At 59.3% G+C, this 21,802-nt stretch carries 15 protein-coding genes and 1 rRNA gene; 9 read left to right on the plus strand and 7 right to left on the minus strand.

Annotated elements, in window-relative coordinates:
• Positions 1 to 61 precede the first annotated feature (61 nt).
• Positions 62 to 172, plus strand: a 5S ribosomal RNA gene (gene rrf, locus B071_RS0107795).
• A 251-nt stretch (positions 173 to 423) separates the two neighbouring features.
• Here the strand turns inward: rrf and B071_RS16575 are convergent.
• Positions 424 to 1,038, minus strand: a complete 615-nt coding sequence (locus B071_RS16575; protein ID WP_018526543.1) for a class I SAM-dependent methyltransferase — start codon at positions 1,036 to 1,038, stop codon at positions 424 to 426.
• A gap of 139 nt (positions 1,039 to 1,177) precedes the next feature.
• Between B071_RS16575 and B071_RS0107805 the strand changes: the two genes are divergently transcribed.
• Complete coding sequence (locus B071_RS0107805) at positions 1,178 to 2,731, plus strand: GAF domain-containing sensor histidine kinase (RefSeq protein ID WP_215730286.1); 1,554 nt, start codon at positions 1,178 to 1,180, stop codon at positions 2,729 to 2,731.
• Between the two features lie 138 nt (positions 2,732 to 2,869).
• On the opposite strand, the gene B071_RS0107810 is transcribed toward B071_RS0107805, so the two are convergent.
• The 4 genes from B071_RS0107810 to B071_RS16580 form a co-directional block, all read right to left on the minus strand.
• Positions 2,870 to 3,721 carry a carbohydrate ABC transporter permease gene (locus tag B071_RS0107810; protein ID WP_018526545.1) on the minus strand — a complete coding sequence of 284 codons (852 nt, stop codon included), beginning with the start codon at positions 3,719 to 3,721 and terminating at the stop codon, positions 2,870 to 2,872.
• A gap of 8 nt (positions 3,722 to 3,729) precedes the next feature.
• A complete protein-coding gene (locus tag B071_RS0107815; RefSeq protein WP_018526546.1) occupies positions 3,730 to 4,617 on the minus strand; it encodes a carbohydrate ABC transporter permease in 888 nt (295 codons plus the stop codon).
• A gap of 68 nt (positions 4,618 to 4,685) precedes the next feature.
• Positions 4,686 to 5,993 carry an ABC transporter substrate-binding protein gene (locus B071_RS0107820; RefSeq protein WP_018526547.1) on the minus strand — a complete coding sequence of 436 codons (1,308 nt, stop codon included), beginning with the start codon at positions 5,991 to 5,993 and terminating at the stop codon, positions 4,686 to 4,688.
• Between the two features lie 53 nt (positions 5,994 to 6,046).
• The gene (locus B071_RS16580) at positions 6,047 to 7,165 is read right to left on the minus strand and encodes an ROK family transcriptional regulator (protein WP_157703082.1); all 1,119 of its coding nucleotides are present in this window, start codon (positions 7,163 to 7,165) and stop codon (positions 6,047 to 6,049) included.
• Positions 7,166 to 7,418: 253 nt separating this feature from the next.
• On the opposite strand from B071_RS16580, the gene B071_RS16585 reads away from it, so the two are divergent.
• The 5 genes from B071_RS16585 to B071_RS19600 all read left to right on the plus strand — a co-directional run bounded on the left by B071_RS16585 (position 7,419) and on the right by B071_RS19600 (position 15,971).
• Positions 7,419 to 10,049 (plus strand): beta-mannosidase, encoded by a 2,631-nt coding sequence (locus B071_RS16585; RefSeq protein ID WP_438829648.1) that lies wholly within the window; start codon positions 7,419 to 7,421, stop codon positions 10,047 to 10,049.
• A 32-nt stretch (positions 10,050 to 10,081) separates the two neighbouring features.
• Positions 10,082 to 11,431 (plus strand): GH1 family beta-glucosidase, encoded by a 1,350-nt coding sequence (locus B071_RS0107835; RefSeq protein WP_018526550.1) that lies wholly within the window; start codon positions 10,082 to 10,084, stop codon positions 11,429 to 11,431.
• On the plus strand, positions 11,431 to 12,990 hold the full coding sequence (locus B071_RS16590; RefSeq protein ID WP_018526551.1) for a beta-N-acetylhexosaminidase: 1,560 nt from the start codon (positions 11,431 to 11,433) through the stop codon (positions 12,988 to 12,990). Before B071_RS0107835 ends, B071_RS16590 begins: the two co-directional genes overlap by 1 nt.
• A gap of 63 nt (positions 12,991 to 13,053) precedes the next feature.
• On the plus strand, positions 13,054 to 14,259 hold the full coding sequence (locus B071_RS0107845; protein ID WP_157703083.1) for a helix-turn-helix domain-containing protein: 1,206 nt from the start codon (positions 13,054 to 13,056) through the stop codon (positions 14,257 to 14,259).
• A gap of 1,154 nt (positions 14,260 to 15,413) precedes the next feature.
• Complete coding sequence (locus B071_RS19600) at positions 15,414 to 15,971, plus strand: cyclic nucleotide-binding domain-containing protein (protein WP_018526555.1); 558 nt, start codon at positions 15,414 to 15,416, stop codon at positions 15,969 to 15,971.
• Here B071_RS19600 and B071_RS0107865 read toward each other — a convergent pair.
• Positions 15,925 to 17,421 (minus strand): MFS transporter, encoded by a 1,497-nt coding sequence (locus tag B071_RS0107865; RefSeq protein ID WP_083914645.1) that lies wholly within the window; start codon positions 17,419 to 17,421, stop codon positions 15,925 to 15,927. The genes B071_RS19600 and B071_RS0107865 overlap by 47 nt on opposite strands.
• A gap of 496 nt (positions 17,422 to 17,917) precedes the next feature.
• Here B071_RS0107865 and B071_RS0107875 point away from each other — a divergent pair, with 496 nt between their 5' ends.
• Together B071_RS0107875 and B071_RS0107880 are read left to right on the plus strand one after the other, a co-directional pair.
• A complete protein-coding gene (locus B071_RS0107875) occupies positions 17,918 to 19,171 on the plus strand; it encodes an OmpA family protein (RefSeq protein ID WP_018526558.1) in 1,254 nt (417 codons plus the stop codon).
• Positions 19,168 to 19,815 carry a vWA domain-containing protein gene (locus tag B071_RS0107880; protein ID WP_018526559.1) on the plus strand — a complete coding sequence of 216 codons (648 nt, stop codon included), beginning with the start codon at positions 19,168 to 19,170 and terminating at the stop codon, positions 19,813 to 19,815. Before B071_RS0107875 ends, B071_RS0107880 begins: the two co-directional genes overlap by 4 nt.
• A gap of 37 nt (positions 19,816 to 19,852) precedes the next feature.
• Here B071_RS0107880 and B071_RS20095 read toward each other — a convergent pair whose 3' ends face one another.
• A complete protein-coding gene (locus B071_RS20095; RefSeq protein WP_018526560.1) occupies positions 19,853 to 21,763 on the minus strand; it encodes a methyl-accepting chemotaxis protein in 1,911 nt (636 codons plus the stop codon).
• Between the last annotated feature and the right edge of the window lie 39 nt (positions 21,764 to 21,802).

Here is a 21,802-nt window from a genome sequence, read left to right on the forward strand (position 1 = left end):
CGCTCAGGCTCCCGCCTGATGCACTCCTTCATTCCCGTTCCGGTAACAGATAATTGTTACGTCTGGTGATCATAGCAGAGGGGTTCCACCCGTTCCCATTCCGAACACGGAAGTTAAGCCCTCTCGCGCCGATGGTACTGCCGCATGGTGGGAGAGTAGGTCGTCGCCAGACGTTTTTTATTGCCCACATGGAAATGGGGCAATAAAAAACGTCTGGGTACCCCGGTGTGTACCGCAGGGGCGGAGCCCCGAGGAACGCACCGAGCCGGAGCCGCGGGCAGCGGCGGAGGAGACGTTTTTTTGTATCCCCAGGACCCGCAAGGGGCCTGGGGATACANAAAGAACTCTTTGGAAGGCGACGACCGTGCCAGGCGCGTACCGCAGGGACAACGTCCCGAGGAACGCACCGAGCCGGAGCCTTCCCTAGAAGAGATCCCTCTTTTGACCAATTACAAGGCTGTCGATTTGCTGTTCCCGTCCTGGTCCTCCCCGGTCGTGATCGGGACGTCGAACCTCTTCCCGAGCTGACAGGATAGTACACCAGGGGAGCATCGGAATGATCTCCTCGGGAACATGGGCGACATCGGCGTGTTTGGGAGACCCCGTTCCCCGGGATATGTTGTTTCTGTGATGCCCCAGAAAATAAAACAATCCTCCCGCTTTGAGAGCTTTCTCGACAGTTGAGAAAACGCGCACCAACTCCTGGCGCGGCAGGTGGAGATACGTGACAACCACAAGATCGTAGAACTCTTCCCGGGGACTATAGGCAAGCAGATCTGCTTCCTCCCAGCTAACCAGATCGGTCAGATCGTGGCTCCGCTCGCGCGCGACGGTGAGGGCGACACCGGAAAAATCGACCCCTGTTACCTTCCAGCCCCGGCGGGCGAGGTGACAGGCGTTTCTTCCCGCTCCGCAGGCAAGATCCAGGGCATAGCCCGGCTCCAGCCCCTCGACGAAAGCCTGCAGGGGTTCCACCGGGGGTGCAGCCAGACTCCCGTGACCGGCCCGATATCGTTCATTCCAGACAGTGCTGTTCATGGCTGATTCCTCCTGGTCCTTCTTCCAAAACCTGCAAACCCGGAGTATACCAGAAACCCTTGCCTGCCGGGAGAGGTCCCTTCCGGGAGGGATAGGGAAAAAAAGTCCCTTCGGGTATACTTGGGGCATTATGGGAACCATGGAAACGCTGAGACACAGCGAGGAAGAGAGAATCCGCACCCTCGAAAGCTATGGAATCGCCGGAACAGCGCCGGAGAAGGCCTACGATGACATCGTGGCACTGGCGGCCGTGGTTACACAGGCCCCCTTTGCGTATATCACCTTCATCGACGAAAGGCAGCTCTGGTTCAAAAGCACACGTGGTTTCACTTCGGCCTCCATGACCCGGCAGGACTCCTACTGTCAGCACGTATTGCGTTCAGGCAAACCCCTGATGATTCCCGATACAGCCCGGAGCGATCTGGTTGAGCCGGTGGCGCTGGACGCGAAGGGCCCTGTTCGCTCCTATTGCGGGGTGCCTCTGCGCGTTTCCGACGGAAGCATCCTGGGAACCCTCTGTATCGCCGACTATACGCCTCGTGAATTGAGTTCCGAGCAGATCCAGGCGGTGGAACGCCTCGCCGACCAGGTTGTGGCACAGCTGGAACTCCGTCGGGCCAACAAGCTTCTCCAGGCGGAGCGGGAGATCTTCGAGACACTCTTTGAGGCAGCTCCGGTGGCGCTTGTGCTGGTGGCAAAAAATCTCATTGTGCGGGGGAACACCGCCCTGGCCACCCTTCTGGGGTGCGCCTCTTCCGAGGGAATTGCAGGGCAGCCCGTCACGTCTTTTCTTGTGTATCCTCCCACGGGGTGCACCGGTCCCGCCGATACGGTTCTTCGCGACAAACAGGGCAGGGAAATTCCCGTGGAGCTTGTTCAAGCAACCCTGGAGATGCAGGGCCAGCACCATCAGCTTCTGGCACTCACCGATATTCGTGACCGGAAGGAAAAAGAGGCGGTTCTCTCGGAACAGCGTCTTCAGGCCGAGAATGCAAACCGGATAAAGGATACCTTTCTCTCCCTCGTATCCCACGATCTTAAATCGCCGCTCTCGGGGATTTTTACCATGCTCGACCTTCTGGCACGCTCCCCCGATTTTTTTACCGAGGAAGATCGAACCTCGGTTATCGCTGACCTCCGGAGTACCGCGGCCCTCCTGGTGGAAATGATAAATCAGCTCCTGAACATCCACCGGATAAAATCGGGGCAGATTCTCCTGGACAAAATGGCCACGATCATTCGGCCTCTGGTAGAGGAGGTTGCTCTGATCCTCAAGAAACAGATTCAGGACAAGAAAATTGATCTCCGCAACGAGCTTGATGGTGATTTTTCGCTGAACGTCGACGCAGGGCTCTTCCGGGAGGCCCTCTTTAATCTGGTTTCAAACGCCATAAAATTCTCCCCTCCTGGAGGGGTTGTCCGTATCGACGGGGAAGCCGGAGAGGTGCGGGTCTCCGATCAGGGAGCGGGGATACCTCCAAAGGACCTTCCCGATATCTTCCGTCACGAGGTAAAGACAAGCCGACCGGGTACGCTGGGTGAGGAAGGAACGGGGCTCGGACTCCCCCTGGTGCGGGACATCCTGCGGGCTCATGGTGGGGATGCGCTGGTGCGCTCCACCGGAAGCCAGGGCACGTGCATGGCCCTTGTTGTCCCCCGCGACGGCCTGGACCAGGAGCTCTACTTCAAATAGACGGTTTCCGCGGGGCCCCCGTGTGAAGGGGTGTACCCCCTCTGGGGCAAGGGAGCAGGGTTTGGCCACAGCGAAATTGCCGGGAGGGAGCTGNTGCGATCCCATCTCCTCCCGGCGCAATCAACCTGGGGGGAGCTGTTATTCCTTGACAGCTCCCGCAGCAAAACCTTTTTTCAGGTGCTCGTGAAAAAAGATGTAGAAAAGAATCATGGGTATTGTCGCGATTACCAGAGCGGCAAAGAGAAGCCCGTAGTCACGGGACATGCCACCGGCAAAGGCATTTACCCCCACAGGAAGACTTCGCAAGGCCTGGCGGCTGGTAAGGACAAAGACGAAAACGAACTCGTTCCAGTTTGCCAGAAAGGCAAAGATCGTCATGGTGGCCACCACGGGGGCAGAGATGGGGCGGATCACATGCCAGAAAATCTGGAGATAGGACGCCCCATCGATTCGGGCCGATTCCTCCACGGCCCCCGGAATACCGCGGATATAGGAGGCTGCCAGATAGATCATGAAGGGAAGACCAAATCCCACGTAGGGAAGGAGAACTCCCAGGCGTGTATCGGCGATTCCCACTCGTGTGGCCATCACAAAGAGGGGAACCAGCACGGAGTGCGCCGTGACGAGCAAGCCCATGATGAAGAAAATGTAGATAACCGCCGATATGCGGTACTGGAACTTGGCCAGGCCGTAGCCCGCCGAGAGAGCCAGGATTACCGTGACGGTCGTTGCGGTGACGGCGTAGAACACGCTGTTCGCGATCAGAAGCCCCAGACGGCCCCGCTCCCAGGCCACGGTATAGTTTGCCGTATGGATACCCCGGGGGAGCGCAAAGATGTTGCGTACGATCTCGGGGTGGGGTTTCAGGGAGCTATAAAAAAGCCATATCAGGGGGGCCACCGTAAGAAAAGTGAAGGTTGCCATAAAGATATAGGAGAAAATCCTCCAGGCGACCAGATCCTTTTGTTGGGTCAGGGATGTACTGCTCATGAATACTCCTATTCGTACTTCCGTTCGAACCTGCGCGATACTGCCAGAAGGGCAGAGATCATCCCGAGACTCAGGATAACAATCATGATCGATATGGCGCTACCGTAGCCGTAGTTGTAGAATCGGAACGTATTGAAATACATGTAGATGGCTATAACCTCGGTATAGTGGGCCGGACCTCCCCCCGTCATGGCAAAGATCAGGTCAAAGCTCTTCAGGCTTCCTGCGATCGCAAAAACCGCAGTGGTAAAGACGATGTTTGTCATCTGGGGCAGGATTACCTGAAACAGGATCTGATGCTCCTTGGCCCCGTCCATCACCGAGGCCTCGATCACATCGGGTGATATCTTGTTCAGGTTCGCCAGGAAAATGACCATGTATATCCCGGTGTAGTACCAGAGAATGACACCAAGGATCGGTAAAATCGCAAGGTCTCGGTTCTCGAAAATCGAAAAAACGTAGCGAGGGTTGTCCTGGATTATCCGCACCAGTTGTGTCACCACACCGGCAGGCGAGAAGATCTGGTTCCATAATTTGGCGACCACGATCGCCGAAACGGTTATGGGAAGAAAGATCATGGTCTCAAAAAACTGGTGTCCCCGCACCAGTTTCCGGTAGACAATATAGGCGAGAACAAAACCGAAGGGGATTTGTCCGAAAACGGAGACCGCCACGATCAGGAGGTTGTTGCGCAATCCTATGCGGAACACCGGATCCTGGATCATGCGGACNTAGTTTCCCGGTCCTATCCATTCGGGAGTTCCAAAACCGGTCCAGCGGGTGAAACTGAGAGAAAGGCTGAAGATGATCGGGAAGAGGATCACCGCAGCGTAGATTAAAACCGCCGGGCCCACCAGGATTACGTAGCTCCAGCGTTTTTCTGTCTTGCTTGTCATCTGTTGAGGTCTCCCTGAAACTCCCTCCCGCAGACCGGGGTGTGCGGGAGGGATTGCTTCTGTCCGGGTCAGCGGCGGCTCGAATCGTTGGCGGCAACCCAGTTTTCGTAGCGTCGTGCTACCTCCTGGGGAGAGATCGCACCAAACATCATCTCCTGGAGTGCCGGTTGAAGAACCGCCATTCCTTCGGCGTCCATGATGGAGTCGATCACGTACCCTCCGGGGGTGGCAGCGAGGAAGTCAGCCAGTTTTCTTGTCATCAGGGGCGCGCTGTCGTCGAGAATACCCACTACAGCGGGAACCCAGCCCTGCTCTGCCTTGATACGCGAGCCCTCGGGACCCGCAAAGAAGTAGATCCAGGTCCAGGCAGCTTCGGCCTTCTCCCCGGTGAGGTTGGCGTTCATGCCGTGACCCGTTCCGGGCACGATCGATGTTGCCCCGGGTTGGCCCTGTTCGTCGGGAAGCCGGGGAAAGACGTTGTAGGACGTTGTCTTTTGCTGTTCCGGGGTGAGTTCCGTAGCCAGGTTCCGCGTTCGCCACCCGCCGTCGATGAAATACACGGCCCGGTCGTTCGCAAAAGCGGTCATGGCCTGGCCGTACTCTGCCTGGTTGAGGCCCGGGGAGAACATCTCTTCCTGGAAGAGAATTTGTATCACTTCCAGAGCCCGGACAAACTGGGGGTCAGTAAAGGCCGCTCCCCGGCCTGCGGCGGCCCGTTCGATCCACTCCCGGCCCCCCGTCCGCTCAACCAGGGTGCTCAGAAGCGTGCTCTGCATCTGCCAGCCACCTCCGTTGTCCATGGCGATGGGGATATAGCCTGCTGCACGAATCACTTCGCCCTGGGCGATCAGCTCCTCCAGTGTTTCCGGAAAGGTGAGGCCCAGTTCTTTCAGGAGGCGATCGTTGGTGTACATCACGTGAGTCGTGGTGATCTGTTCGGGCAGTTCCCAGATCTCTCCGTTGGGCCCCTGGGGGGCGAGGGCTGCCGGGGCAAACTGATCCCGCACCGGTTCGATCCAGGGACGCAGGTCCTTGATCAGGCCTGAGCCGGTGACGTGGCCGGTGCGCTTGTCGGGCCAGAGGAACAGCACGTCCGGGAGTTGCTGCGCTACCGCCATCGCCTGGAGGCGGTTATGGTAGGCCTCGTCGAAGAGATAGTCAAACTCCAATTTGATTTCGGGGTGCTTCTCCTGAAATGCCCTGACCACGGCCTGAAAGTTTTCCGCCTCCGTGTTATCGGCCAGGTCAAGGTAGTGAAAGATCTCGAGTTTTACCGTCCCGTCATCGACCTTTTCGCGGCCCCCTCCGGCAAAGGCCGTCCCCGTTACAACCGCTACGGCCAGGGCCGCACACATCAGTCGTCCGAAAAAATTCATCTGAAACCTCCCTAGTGGGACCTTTCCGGTCCCGATTTTGCCCCGAGGGGCGTTTATCGTTCTCCGAGGCCCAAGATAGCCTCGGTAAACTTGCTGAGTACTTCTGCCCGGCCGTGGCGGTTTCGGATGTCTCCCAGGGGAAAGATCTGATCCGAGAAGATCCTGTCCAGGATCATCGCCGCAGCCCCGTAGACCACGGCCTTCTCCCCGAAGGAAGAGAAGGATATCTCGCATTGCACGGGAGTTTCGTAGGGCCAGTTGCGCTGGATCTCCTCGCGGAGAACAGGGCCCAGTTCCTGCCGGTATTTCAGGACATCGCCGCCCACAAAAAGGTGATCCAGGTTCATCACGTTAACGATCACCGCCACGTTCCGCGCGAGTTCGCGGAAAAACCGTTCCCGCAGGGCGGGATCTTCCGTGACCCGGGCAGCTTCTTCGTCGGTGAGCGAGAACTGCCCCGAACCCTGGTTGTTCCAGAAGGCGCTGCGAAATTCTCCGGTGGTAAAACTGGCCCCGGGATAGAGCGTTCCATTGATCACCACACCGATCCCTACCCCGATTCCCCCGTAGGTGAGGTCCGCCCGATCGTCATGGCGCATTTGCACGAAAACATAAAGGAAATCGTGCATATCCGAGGTTCTGTGAAAGGTCAACTCTCCCCAGGCGCAGGCGTTGGCATCGTTCTCGGCAATCACCGGAACCTGGCAACGGTCAGAAATCTCGCGCTGAAAATCGTATGATTCCAGGTGGAGAGGGATAGACCCGGCGATCTCGTTTTTCAGGGAGTTCACAAGACCACCCATGGCCACGCCCACGCCCATGATCTGTTGCTGATGCTCCCCTGTGTCGTCGAGGAGACTTCCGATGATATTCAGGAGGTACTCCGAGAAGGATTCATCCCCGCGACACCCTTCGCTGGTCCAGTCCTTGATAACCCTCCCGTGAAGATCGCACAGGGCTGCCCGAAAAAAACCAGGCTGGAGTTCCATCCCCAGAACGGCTCCGAAGCGGGGGTTGATCTGCAGCAACACCGGCTTTCGTCCTCCCTGGCGCGAGGCCTCCCCCTGGGCGACCTCCTCAAGAAGACCCTGATCAAGAAGTTCATTCACCACCAGGGAGACCGTGGATTTGTCCAGCCCCAGGAGCGCGGCCGCCTGAACCCTGCTTATCATGGGGGTTCTCCAGATTGCCCTNAGGATGTGGGCCCGGTTCATGATTCGATTTCTCTTGCTCGCTGTCGCCACCTGTGCTACACTCCATTTGGTTGGTTTTAAAACCAACTTCAGTGTTCCATGGTACGCGACGTATGTCAAGGAAAACTTGCGTTGCAAGAGAAAGTACGCCCCTTGGGGCAGGAGTAGAGATATGGTTGATCTTTCGGGTCATTGGCAGCTGAGTGATCTCTCGGGCGAGCACCGTCTGCCCATGGCTGTTCCCGGTGATGTCTACAGCGCACTCTTCCAGGAGGGGATTATTTCTGATCCCTATTGGGCGCAAAACGAACTGAGTCTCCAGTGGCCGGGCAGACGAGACTGGATGCTGGAGCGGGAGTTCACCCTGGATCGGTTCAAGGAGGGATCCCGATGGATTCTCTCGATCGATTCGGTAGACACCGTGGGCGAGATATATATGAACGGGAATCATATCTGGAGCGGAGCGAACATGTTTGTTCCCCTGCGGGTCGAGGCCGGGGAGTTCCTCAGGGCCGGCGTGAACCGGATCCGGCTGATCCTGAAGAGTCCCGAGGAAGAGGCTTCGCGCCGGGCCAAAGGCCTGCCCTATCCTGTGCCCCACTCGGAGTATCCCGTGCAGTCGCCGCACCGGAATCTTCTCCGCAAGGTGCAGTGCCACAGCGGATGGGATTGGGGCCCCTGCCTGATGACGCTGGGCGTCTATGGATCGATCACACTCTCTCCAGAACCCGAGTGGTCTCTCTGCGCTGCCTGGGGAGTTCCCCGCAGAGACCCTTCCCCGGAGGGTGGCGATCGGTGGCGGATGAGAATCTTCATCGAGGGCGATTACAGGGACACTCCGGGGAAAGACACGCCTGAAAAAGACACACCTGAAAAAGACACGCCACAGAAAGAAAGGGATCGACAGCTCCCTTCGGTGCGTGCACGGCTTCTGGATCAGGAGGGTCAGGTCGTGGCCGAGTCTGACCGGGTCATCGAGGTTCCCCGGACAGGAGGAGATCATGAGACGACTCCGGTTGGGTTCTCGGGGGGGTGCTTCGNTCCCTTTTCTTCTCCNGATCCCCGCCGGACTCGCCTGGAGGTTGAGCTGGTTGTGGACGATCCGCTTCTCTGGTGGCCTGCGGGATACGGTGAGCAGCCTCTCTACCGGGTGCAGCTCGATACCGATGGCGGGTATCGGGAACTAACCACGGCCTTCCGCACCATCGAGGTGGTGAACGAGCCCGATCAGTGGGGGGTGAGTTTTTTCTTTCGCGTAAACGGCCGGGATGTCTGGGCAAAGGGTGCGAACTGGATTCCCCTGGATGCGCTTCCGGCCCGCCATAGCAGCGACCGGTACCGGNAACTCCTGGAGGATGCCCGGGCTGCACATATGAACATGATCCGCGTCTGGGGAGGGGGCCAGTACGAGCAGGATTGCTTTTACGATCTCTGCGACGAACTGGGAATTCTGGTATGGCAGGACTTCATGTTTTCCTGCTCCCTCTATCCCTCGAGCGAGTGGTTCCTNGAGGATGTCCGNCGCGAGGTNGCTGCCCAGGTCAAAAGACTCGCCAGCCATCCCTCGATTGCTCTGTGGTGNGGGAANAANGAGAATGTGGGGGCCCTGGGATGGTTTCCTGAATCCCGGGAAAACCGGGAGCGCTATGTGATCGATTACGACCGGCTGAATACGGGGGTGATCGCCAGGGTAGTTCGGGGTCTCGATGAGAGTCGCCTTTTCTGGCCCAGCTCGCCCGCTGCNGGAGAGGGGAATTTCTCTGATAACTGGCACGATGACAGCTGTGGAGACATGCACTACTGGAGTGTCTGGCACGAGGGNGCTCCCTTCAGCGCCTATTACGAGGTCGTNCCCCGGTTCTGTTCGGAGTTCGGCTTCCAGTCCTTTCCCTCGCTCTCGGGCATAGCCAGCTTTGCCGGTNCCGATCAGTGGAACCCCACGGCACCCGACCTCGAGCATCACCAGAGAAGTCCAAGAGGGAATGCGGTGGTCTCCGAGACGATGACCCGCTACTTTCGCTTTCCCTTTACCTTTCAGGACTTCATCTATTTGAGTCAGGTTCAGCAGTCCTGGGCGATCAAAAGCGCCGTTTCCTTCTGGCGGAGTCGCCGTCCCCAGTCCATGGGGGCGCTTTTCTGGCAACTGAACGATCTCTGGCCCGTTGTTTCCTGGTCCAGCATCGAGTACGACGGGCGGTGGAAGATGTTGCACCACGAGGCGCGGCGATTCTTTGCCCCCCGAACCCTGGTCTGCCAGGTTCATCAGGAGGCCGCCGAGGTCTGGTGTATCAATGACGGTGCCGAGCAGCTGGAGGGAACGGTGGTCATTCGCTTTCTGGATTGGCGGGGCGATCCTCTCCGGGAGGAGGAACGGGTCGTGGGGGTCCCCGCCGATTCTGCCCGGGAGGTGGCCCGGTACGATCTGAAGGATCTGGGGTTCTCTCCCCGGGAGGGGTTTCTCGTGGCCCACTGGGAGGGAGCGCAGGTGGTAGAGCGCGATTGGTCTTTTCTGACAGAGCCCAAACGGTGTGAGCTTCTCCCCCCCCTTCTGGAGGTGCGGGATATGGAGCGCTGCCCTGCCGGAAGAGGTGAGGAGTATCGCCGGGAGCTTCTGTGCCGGGAGGCTCCCGCATTCTGGGTTTTCCCCGATTTCGGAAATACCCCCTGGCGGGCCGATGACGCAGGGTTTCTTCTGCTTCCCGGCGAAACCCGATCCCTTTCCTTGATCCCGACGGCCTCGGGAGGGGAGGTGACGGAAGACCCGGCCGGACTGATCCGGTTCCGGCATCTGGCATCGGCCTGCCACGGAAGCACGGAAGCGGAACGAGCCGTCCAGCAGGCACTACACGATAAGAAACGGTAAGAGCAAGACACTAACAATAAAGGAAGGGTGCAATGGCCAGACGACAGTTTCCAGCGGATTTTCTTTGGGGAGTTGCTGCAGCGAGCTATCAGGTTGAGGGTGCTGCCCGGGAGGATGGCCGGGGCGAGAGTATCTGGGATACCTTCTCCCGCAAACCCGGGGCCGTCCTTCACGGTCATACCGGCGATGTCTCGGTTGATCAGTATCATCGATATGAGGAAGATGCGGGGTTGATGAAGGATCTGGGTGTGGGATCCTATCGTTTTTCCCTGGCCTGGCCTCGCCTTCAGCCCACCGGTAGCGGTTCTTTCAACTCCCGGGGCTTTGACTACTACAAACGCCTCTGCGATTCCCTGCACCAGCGGGGGATCTCCGCCGCCGCGACGTTGTATCACTGGGATCTCCCCCAGCCTCTGGAGGATGCCGGAGGATGGCCACACCGGGATACGGCCTGTCGTTTTGCCGAATACGCCGAAGCCTGTTTTACCGAATTGGGCAACCACGTCGATCTCTGGATTACCCTGAACGAGCCCTGGTGCAGTGCCGTCCTGGGGTATCACGAGGGGGTCCACGCCCCGGGCCGAAGGGATCTCTCTGCAGCCTGGGCCGCTTCCCATCACCTGCTCCTCGGGCACGGTCTGGCTCTCCAGGCGTACCGTGAGCAGGGCGGGCGTTCGGAACAACCCATAGGGATAACCCTGAATATTGATACTCCCCGGCCCGCCACGCAGGATTCCCGGGATGTTCTCGCCGCCGATCGTGCCATGGATCTCAGGACCCGGATGTATTTTGATCCGCTCTTCGGGAAGGGGTATCCGGAACGGCATTTTGAGGCCTACCCCGGGGAAACCCGTCCCGAGGTGAGAGCGGGAGATCTGGAGATCATCGCCGGAAAGATCGACTTTTTGGGGCTGAACTACTATTTCGAACCGGTTATGGCCTTCGATCCCGATCATCCCGAGGGATTCCGTGTTGCACCCGATTACCACGAGACTACTGCCATGGGGTGGCCCGTTACTCCCCGGGGGCTGTATCGCCAGCTCACGTGGGTAGCCCGGGAAACCCGGGGACAGTGTCCGCTCTACATCACCGAGAACGGCTGCGCCATGGAGGATTCCCTCAGCGACGATGGCCTCCGGTGCAGAGATCCCAGGCGTATCCAGTATTTGAGGGATCACTTCTCGGCGGCCCTGGATGCGATTGAGGAGGGTGTCGACCTGCGGGGATATTTTGTCTGGAGCCTGATCGACAATTTCGAGTGGGCCCTGGGGTATACCAAACGGTTTGGCATCATCTATGCCGATTACATCAACCAGCGCAGAGTTCCAAAGGACAGTTTCTACTATCTTCGCGAAGTGATCAGCCAATCGGAGGATTTCTGATGAGTCGGTGTGTATGGGATGATCTTCTCCCGGAACCCCAACGGGTTACCAGTTCCAGCCAGAGTGTCGCCGAAGGGTTTCTCCCCCCCCCGGTGCTCCGGCTCTGGTGCAGCGACGAGGTCAGTCGCTCCACCGCCGTGGCTGTGGTTGAGTCGGTGGATCGTTTGCGAACCGCCCGGGATATTTCCTGGGAGCTGTGCAGGAACCGGGAAGAGGCGCACCTGGTGATCGACCAGGGGGGGCGCGCTGCTTCTGTGCAGCCCGGGGGGTACCGTCTGGAGGTCGGCTCCCGGGGAATCACCCTGACCGGAGTCGACCGGGATGGCGTAGCGGCGGGCCTTGCCACGGTTTTTCAAGCTCTCCTGCACAACCGGTTTCGCTGTCAGGGGGAGGATATGCTCCCTCTGCCTCCGGTGGTGATCGAGGATTGGCCCGCTCACTCCTGGCGGGGTTTCATGTTCGATCTGGCCAGGCATTTTTTCCCCCTGGAGTCGCTCTACCGGTTTCTGGATCTGCTGTGGCTCCTGCGGTTCAGCCGGTTTCAGCTGCACCTGACCGACGACCAGGGCTGGCGTATTCCTCTGGAGGAATACCCCGAACTGACCGACAGCGGGGCCTGGCGCGATGACGGAACGAGCGATCAGAAGCTGTATGGGGGGTCTTATTCCCACCAGGATCTTCGGGATCTGGACGAAGCGGCAGCCCTGCGGGGTATCACGATAGTTCCCGAGATCGATCTGCCGGGCCACGCCTCGGCGGTGATCACGGCGTACCCCGAACTGGGGTGCTCCGGTATTGCCCCGGGCGTAGAGACGCGATGGGGCATTTTTGAATCGGTTCTCTGTCCGTCCAGGCCGGAGACGGGCCGGTTTATCGAGTCGGTTTTCGGCGAGGTGAGCCGCCTGTTTCAGGGGCCCTACGTCCATGTGGGGGGGGACGAGGTGATGACCAGAGCCTGGCACGATTGTCCCAACTGTCGCAACGAGGCCTTTCGCCGGGGGATCGCGGTGGATGACCTGTATCAGGTCCTGGTGCGGTCCATGGCTGAGGCGGTGCTGGCTGCGGGCAAACGGCCTTTGGTCTGGGACGAAGCATCCCGACTCGATTTGCCCCGGGAGACGATTGTGGTGAACTGGCGCGAACCCGAGTTCGCCCGGGCTGCCCTGGAAGGGGGGTATCAGATCGTTCTGGCGCCCCAGTCCAGAAGGGTCTATCTTGACCACAAGCACCTGGATTCTCCCCTCGAGGCGGGGAGACTGGGTGCTGCAACGGTACGAGAAACCTCCTCCTTCGAACCCTGCTCTTACCTCGGTGCGACGGACTCCTCTTCCGCCCGGAACATTCTGGGAGGACAAGCCCAGCTCTGGACTGAGGGAATATCCTGGCACAGCCAGGCCGAGTACATGGCGGTGGTTCGGCTGGCCGCAGCGAGTCAGGGACTCTGGAAGGGGGTGCCCGGGACATCCCGCTGGAATGAGGATTTTCAGGATCGTCTCGAGGCGATGCGACGTGTTCTCTTCTCCTGTGGTGTCAATGTTTATGCGGGGCCCTTCTCCTGAAAACGGACCGGGGGCGTTCCTGACGGAATAGGGTAGCAGACCCTTACGGGAGCAGCCGCAGGAGTGTATACTGGGGGGATGCCCCTGCTCTCCGTGGTTGCCCTCATGGGCGCGCTCCAGGGATTATTGCTTCTCCTCCTGGTAGCGGTTCGCTACCGCAGCAGGGAAAACCTCCCCTTCGGGATATTTCTCCTGGGGTTTTCCCTGCGGCTGGGAACCATTCCCGCCTGGACACCCGAGGTTCTCCTGGAACATCCCTGGGTCTTTTCGGTGGTGGGGCCTCTTCCGCTTCTGTACGGCTTTCTTGTCTGGTGGTATGTGGGCGAGCTGATTTTTCCCGACGGGAAAGTTCCCCGGAGGTGGTGGCTGCACGTTCTGCCCTGGTTTCTGGAGACGATCCTTCTTGCAGGATTCCTCTTTTCCCTCTCTCCCCAGGAATACCGGGACTTTGTTGCCCGACTTTTTTCGCCGCAGGTTCCATCGTGGATGCTCCTGCGACATGCGATCAAGGTAATTCTGGGCGGAATATACGGATTCTTCTGCTTCCGCCTCGTCTTTTTTCGGGATGGCCCCGGCTCGGTGGCCGGAAGGAGTGCAGCCGGCGAGGGCAGGGCGGGGGAGGCCCTGTCGCGGGTTATGCGACGACGACTGGTCTGGGCCCGTTGTGTTGTTGTGGCACCCCTCCTCTCGATGGGGGCCTTTCTGGTTACGGCCTTCTTCTTTCCCGCAGGATCGGGTGCTGAGGAGAGCCTGGCTTCCCCCTTTCTCATTCCCGCCATGGTGATGATGGTTTCAGTCTACAGTTTTTCGTTCTTTCTCCTGATCGTTCCCGATGTTCTCTCTCTGACGGGGACGGAAACGAAGACGGGCACCAGGCAGGGGCAGCGCTCCGGAGCATGTCCCGATGAAGAGGATGCGCGAGAAATACGGGAAAAACTTCAGGAGGTGCTGGAGCAGGGTATGTATCGGGACCCCTCTCTCACCCTGGATCGGCTTTCCCGGTGTCTGAATGTACCGCCCAGGGTCTTGTCTACCGTCATTAACGAGAGCTACGCCGAGAACTACACCCAGCTCATCCACCGGTATCGTCTGAACGAGTTCCTCGAACGGGTTCAGGAAGGGGAGCTTCAGGAGCGAACGATTCTTGCTCTGGCTATCGAGTCAGGGTTCCCCTCAAAGAGTACCTTCAACCGGGTGTTCAAGGAGCGCTTTGGCACATCTCCTTCGGAGTATCTTTCGAAAAACGGAAGGGCCCGCGCTATACTGTAAAGCAGACTGATTTCTGGAGGAACGACATGAGACAAAAGATCAGGCCCTGGATTTTTCTGGGATGTCTCCTGCTGTGCCGCTCCCCCCTGGTGGTGGAGCTTCATGGGCAGGAGTCGGTTCCGCTGGTACGGGGGTGGACGGCAGGCATTGCCGCAGACCGGTTCCGCCGAACCGAGATGATCGGAGCGCGTCTGGGGTATTGGGGTAATTCCCTGGGCTTTGACGGACGAATGCAGCTGTCCTTTTTTGGTCTTGANGAGACCAGCGATAACAATACCTTCGATGAGCAGGTTTCAGCTATGATGGGGCTGGGGGTCAAGGCGGGGTTCCATACCGGCTCGGCTCGATGGTTCGGNAGAGTTGGTGCGGGCCTGGAGATTGAGGAATCCCGGGAATACGGAGAGAATGNTGACTCCGATACCGCCACCTTTATTCTGGGTTTTTTTGAGGNCGGATCCGGTGTGGATCTGGCCGTCTCGGACCGGCTGGTGCTGGGTCTGACCCTCCTGAATCTGCGCGTTCTGGGAGGCGAGTATGATACCTCGGGGATNGAGGCANTCGATCTTGGAGGAGGCCAGCTGANCCTGCTCACCGGCGGNCATCTGTCGTACCAGTTCTAGCTGTCAGGCCCGTCGGAAAGACGGAGGCGGAGCCCCGGTGGCAGTTCCTGGTTCCGGTAGGTAAAGAGGCCCTGCAGGTTTACCATCTCCCCCCGGTACCGGATAAAGCTGTTTTGCCAGTCCAGGGGGGCGNCTTTCAGGTAGAGCTGGTANCGCCGGGCGTGCTCCCTGGCGGGAGGGTCCGGATCNGTTCCCGCGTAGCGCGCCTCCAGATCCAGGGGGTTCTCTAGATAGATGATTTCCCGATCCCCGCCGGGCGGGGCCAGGATCAGGAGCCGGCTACGCCGGATCATCCAGACCGCCTGGACTGCATCGCGACTGTTCAGGGTAAACGGATCGGGAGCGGGATGTATGGCGATGCGACCCGAGGCATGCAGGGNTGCCANGGGGGCGATCAGGCAGAGTGNGAGCGATAGCGCCAGGGNAGACCGGAGAAAAATAACAGGCCTCATCTGGTTCAGTGATCGGTTTTTCTGCAGAAAAATCAAGTTTCTTTGGAAAGCTCTCGNTCCGTGGNCTATACTTCTCTGTGNTATGAAAGATATACGAGTAAAACAGGATACGCTTTTGCCGCAGCTAAAGAAGGCCCGCCTCTTCCGGCATCTTCCTGATGAGGCAATCGAGAGACTTATAGAATGCTCCCGGTTTGTGGAATGCGATCCNCAGGAGGTTCTCATTCACGAACACGCCGTGGAGCAGGAGGTTTATGTAATTCTCTCCGGGGCCTGTTCGGTTATGGTGAATCAGGAGGGGAGCGANGCCTACGTGGCTACCCTCGGGGCNGGCCAGGTGGTGGGCGAGGCGGCAATTTTTTCCAATATGCCCCGCATCGCCTCTGTGGTTGCCCAGGAGACGNTGCGTCTCATGTGCTTTGAACGGACGGCCTTTCTGAAAGTTCTNCAGGAGAATCCCCGTTCGGGCATGAAGGTGCTCTTCATGATCGTCCATAANCTGATGATGAAGCTGCGTGAGGTCAACCTGGAGCTNGCTTTCGAGCGTCGCGATGATCGGGGCCAGGCCGAGGTCGANGAGCTGATCGAATCGCTTATTCCGGCCTCCACTGACGAGGNTGTATCGACGCTACAGCCATAGCAGCCACCGCCACCAGGAGGATCAGCAGCAGGAAGGCGGGCCGATAGCTGCCCAGCAGGTCAAAAATTCCTCCTGCCACGGTGGGCCCCAGCGATCCCGCCAGAGTTCCTGCAAAGACCGTGGTGCCGTAGAGTTGACCGTGGGATCGTGTGCCGAAGAGTTCTGCAATCAGGGGCGAGACGCAGGTGAAGAGCCCCCCGTGACCGAACCCGTAGATCAGGGCAAAGAGGTAGAGCGTGGGGGCCGTGGAGGTAAACTGCAGCAGCACAAAGGCCGTAGCCAGCACAGCGTAGCAATAGAGCAGGGCNCGTTTCCCGCCCGTGCGGTCGATGATCGTTCCCATGACAAGCCGCCCGGCAATGCTGATGGCTCCGATAACGGAGAGAATCCCCGCTGCCAGGGTTCGCTCTATTCCCAGATCTATCGCATAGGGAACGATATGAACGATGATCACGGGTGTGCAGAAGAAGACTGCCGCCTGGGCCACACAAACGCGCCGGAACTGGGGGCTGCGGATGAGCTGGGGGATGCCCTCAAGAGGAGACGCCCCCGAAGGGGGGCCGGAGGCCTCATCAAGAGGGGGAATAGCGTCCTCGTGGGGCGTCCCGACATCTTCGGGCGAGCGGTGCAAAAAGCGCGATGCGCAGAACACCAGGGGGCCCGTCACTGCAGCGATCCAGAGGTAGGCCGTGCGCCATCCGAAGATGGTGATCAGGATCGCCACGGCGGCGGGACCGATCACCTGACCCACCCCCGTGCCGGTTTTGACGATGGCCGACATAATTCCCCGGCGGCGTTCGAACCACCGTGAGACGGTAGAGAGGGTTACCACATCGTGGCTCCCGAAGGCGAGGCCGACGCAGAGGGGGTATATCACGAGTAATTGCCAGGGCGCGGTGACCCGCGACATGAGGACGAAGCCCAGAGAGATGGCCAGGCTGGCCAGGGCAAGGATACGGCGGGGGCCGATCCTGTCGGTGAGCCCCCCGAAGATCATCGCACATATTCCCATCACCAGCGATGCCAGGGATGAACCGGCGGAGATAACCGCCCGGGACCAGCCCAGGTCACTCTGGAGCGCTTCCAGAAAGAGCCCGTATGTGAAGATCGCTCCCACAATCGTTCCCTGAACGACAAAGCTGGCAGCGACGATCCCGTAACCTCGATAGAGCTTGATGGCTGGAGCGCCTGCATTTGTAGACATGTGGGGCCAGTATANCGCAAAGGTCCGGCGATGCGTAGATGCCATGACAGGGGAATCCTCTTCCCCTGGGTTCCCGGAGCCCCGCGATCTAGCGACGAAGGCCAACCAGGACGGGCAGGGCGTATCCTCCCTGAACAAAGATCCACAATCGCGGGGCGATAAAGACTGAAGAAAACCGGAGACTCTCGTCAACGCGAAGGGAGAGCTCCAGGCCGATCTCCAGAAATCTGTCGAGATACCACTCATCGTTCAGGCGGGTATCTTCGGTATCGAGGGGATCGGGGATGAGGTGCAGCACGTTCCCTGCGGCGATGTGGGACCGGAGGGTGTGGTGGATTTGNGGGAGTTGAAAGGCTGCTTCCAGGCCGATCGACCCATGGAGGCTATGTATCCAGTTCCCCTCGGTTGCCTTCAGCGATGAGTGCTGACGGTACCCCGCCTCCGCCCGCCATCCAGCCCAGGTTCTGTGAGGGAAGGATCTGCCTGTGCCAAGGGCTCCGCCGAAGGCGTAGGTAGAGATATCGCTGTAATCTTCCTGGTGGAACGAGAGGATTCCTGCCATATAGCGTGTGCTCACCACCTCTGCCTGCAACCCCGGGACCAGGCAAAAGAGCGTTATCGCCATGATTATTCTTGCCACGGCCCCGATCTCCTGCAATTTTATTTATTACAGATTATACGCGGTGAAGAAGATTTTCACAAAGATGTGGAAAGCAGGAGGAGATAAATTCTATAGTTGGTTGTGCTGTTTTTCTGGTTTTTGGGAGTGATCTTCCTGGTTCCCTCTCTCGGTTCCCCCGTATCCGGAGGGGTTGAGGCTCAAAGTCTCTTTCTGATCGATTCCCCTTCTCCCAGGATGGTGGAGAGAAAAACCGGTGATCTTGCGCAAACCACATCAGCCGAAACCGGTGCGATGCCTCTGGTGGCGAACAGAACTTTCCTGACTGTTGGGCTTGTCGATGATCTTCAGGTTACGGCGGGGGTTGTCGCGGTGAATTATCGGGATGACGATTTCTATCTGGGTACCGTGGCGGCTCTGGAAGGGCGGATTAAAGGGAAGGTGACTTCGGGATCAGCGGTCATGCCCTACGCAGGGGTTATCTATTACCGGGACGATCTGCGGTGGGAGTCCTACGAGGGGAGCCTGCCCAACGTGGCCAGTGTAATCTCTCCCTACGGGGACCCGGGGTGGGATCTCTACTGCGGGGTCACCAGCCCGATGAGTCTTCCCCTCCTTGGCCAGGACCTGCCTCTTCTGGCTACCCTTTCTTATGCACGGACGCTCGGCAGGGATCACTTTCCTGATAGCGAGGGATACAAGAACAGGGTGTTTCTGAACCTCGCTCCGGTTCTCTGGTATCGTTCTTTCGGCCGGGCCAGGGCTGCCTGGGTTGTGCAGAACCGGGCAACGCTCTGGATGGAGCGGGGGTACATGGTGGAGGTTCTTCCCCAGATGGTGGTTGATCTTCCCCGGGAGGCGGTGTCGTTCCACGCCGGAGTGGGGCTCCCTGCCCTGGGGGGTGGTGTCTATCGGTTTTTCGCGGGCTTTTCCGCGCGGATTCCTCCGGCGAGTATGCCCCGGGAACAGGCCTTTATCACCGTGACGGATCTCTTTTTCCCGCCAAACCAGGCGGTGCTTCTGGGGCCGGAGAACGAGCGATCCGGGGAAAACAGAAGAATTCTGCGGCGTCTGTACCGGGATCTCCGGAAGTACCCCGGGTATACCGTGCTCATAGAGGGGCATACCAGTTTTGTTCACTGGAATGATCCCGTGCGGGGGCCCCGGGAGCAGGAACAGGTTCTGATCCCGCTCTCCCGGGCACGGGCCGACGCAGTGAGAGACGCTCTGGTTGAGTTAGGGATCGATCCGGCCAGGATGAGGACAGAAGGCAGGGGCGCCTCGGAGCCGGTGGTCCCCTTTGGAGAGACCGGTGAACAATGGAGAAACCGGCGGGTGGAGCTGATCCTCTCTCCCCCCGAGAGGGAGGGCTCATGAGATATCTTGCAGGCATGATCCTGGTGGTGGTTCCCCTGTCCGCGATCCTCCTCCCGGGATGCGAGATTGCCCGGTATCCCTTTTATGTCGAGACCCGGCAGCTCAACGTGGCGTTTGTGATAGACCGGAGCGGGAGCATGGGATCGGGGATTAACAGCCGGATGGAGAATGCGAAGAGCGCGGCTGTTGTGCTGGTAGAGGGGCTGAGTTCCCGGGATGTCCTCGCCGTGGTGACCTTCGATAACTCGGCAAGGGTGGATGTCGAGGCGCGTCGGGTCACCTCTGCCCGGCGGGCCGAGGTGATTGCGGCGATTGACAAAATAACCGCCGGTGGGGGTACAACCGTTTCTGCGGGACTTCGGGCGGGGTACGCCGAGTTGAGCAGGAATCGCTCTCCCGGGTTCTGGAATATCCTGATCCTCCTCTGCGACGGCGACGTGGATCCGGCCTCCGAGCCCCTGGTCCGTGAGGCCTACGCCCGAGGTGTGCGAACATCCACGATCGGTCTGGCGGTCGGCCCTGGGCAGATGGCAGATCTCGACCGTCTGGCGGAGCTGGGCAGGGGAGTCTCCCTCCCTGTCAGCGACGATGATGAGGTGTCAGAGGTAATCCGGCAAGCTATCGACGACCTGCTCTCGCCGTAAGGGCGGGAGCAGGTCCGGGAACGGGAGCGCCGGCGGCTCACTCGGGCGGGTTCAGCAGGGGAGCGGTGGTCCTTTTTGCACCGGCCACACGGAAGAAGGCGACCGTTTCGGTGATCCGCTGCGCCTGGAGGGCCAGCTCCCTGGCTGTCTCGGCGATCGCGCTGGACTGGTCGGAGATCTTCTCGCTGGTGGCGTTGAACTCCTCGGAGATAGCCGCATTATTCTGGATCACCGAATCGAGCTGGTTTATGGCCTGGCTGATCTGCTGTACCCCCGTGTCCTGCTCGCGGGTTGCTGCGCTGATCTCCTGAATGAGCTCGGCCGTTTTCTGGATCTCCGGCACCATGGTATCCAGGGTCGATCCTGCCTTTTGCGCTACGGCAACACTGTTTTTGGAGAGTTCCGATATCTCGCTGGCTGCGGCGCGGCTGTGTTCGGCCAGCTTGCCCACCTCGCTCGCTACCACAGCAAATCCCTTTCCGTGTACGCCCGCTCGTGCGGCCTCTATGCTCGCGTTGAGGGAGAGCAGATTGGTCTGGCGCGCGATATCCTCGATGATGGTTATCTTCTCGGTTATCTGCTGCATCGCTTCCACGGTCTGCCGCACCGCCGAGGCCCCGTCCTGGGTGGTTTGGGCGGCTTTCACGGCAATGCTTTCGGTACTCATGGCGTTGTCGGCGTTCTGGCGGATGTTGGCGCTCATCTCTTCCACGCTGGCCGAGACCTCCTCGGCGCTGGCGGCCTGCTCGGTTGCGCCCGAGGAGAGCTGTTGACTGGATCTGGAGACCTCCTGAATACCCAGCGAGACCTGTTCTGCCCCCTCGGCCTGTTCGCGTGAGCTGGCGGCAACCCGCGAAGAAGATTCCTGAATGTCCGAGACAACGCTGATAAGTTTTGTAATGGTTTGATCCAGGGAACGGGCGAGGACCCCGATCTCGTCCCCTCTCTGGCTTGCTTTCCCGTCGACGGCGATCTCCAGGTTTCCCGAGGCGAGTTCCCGGGCTATCTCGTTCATGGCCAGGATCGGCTTTGTGAAGCTCACCGCCAGAAGATAGACCGCAGCGGTGCCCGCCAGGAGAGCCGCCAGAGCTACCAGGAAGAGATTCCTCAGAAACTGGTAGAGTACACCGTAGATATCGGACAGGGGGCCCTGAGAAACGACGATCCANCCTGTTGCCTGGGAGCGGTGAGCTGCTGCGTAGGTCCNGGTGCGGCGGTCGATATTGAAACTGAAGGGGGCGTTTCGCAGCTCCCTGAGCATGGGCTGCCGCTGGGTNCGTTCGAAGTAGTTCTCGGTGAGAATATCTTCTTCCTGATCNGCTGTGATGTAGAGGCCCGACCCGTCNAGGAGGTAGGACCGGCTGTTCCGGGTGATGNGCAGATTACGGACGATCTCCTCCACCGTCGTCAGGAGGACATCCAGACCGATAACCCCCAGCATCTCTCCCTGGTCTCCCTCGATGCGTCCCGCCACGCTCACCACAAGGCTGTTGGTGATCATATCCATATACGGTTCGGTGAGAATAGGTTCAGACTGTTCGATGGCGTTGGCAAACCAGGCCCGCGTGTACTGGTCGTAGTCATCGGGAGGTATCCAGCCCCCGCTCTCGATCCAGATTCCTCCCTGATAGTAGGGGACCATGTCACAGAAGTACATGGCCGAGAGGTCCGGGTTGTCGTCGACGCCGGCGATCAGGGAGGGTAGAATCCCCTGGATGTCGTCCATGCGATGGCGGGCCTCGTTCCTGACTGACTTGATGGTCTGGGCGTTCACGGCGTGCCAGGCATCCACCCGGGCTGTGGCAGCGTCCATCTTGGTCTGAGTCTCGACGAGGAGCTGCTGATTCAGTTGTCGCGAGTAATTGATGTACACCGCTGTGGTGACGGTGACGATAACCAGGGCAAGCAGGCCGACTACCATCAGGGCCAGCTTCATTTTGATCGACATCTTCACAGGAGACCTCCTTATCCAGGGGCAGCGCTCCGG

Source organism: Alkalispirochaeta alkalica DSM 8900 (genome assembly GCF_000373545.1).
In the GTDB taxonomy this organism is placed as follows: Bacteria; Spirochaetota; Spirochaetia; order DSM-27196; family Alkalispirochaetaceae; genus Alkalispirochaeta; species Alkalispirochaeta alkalica.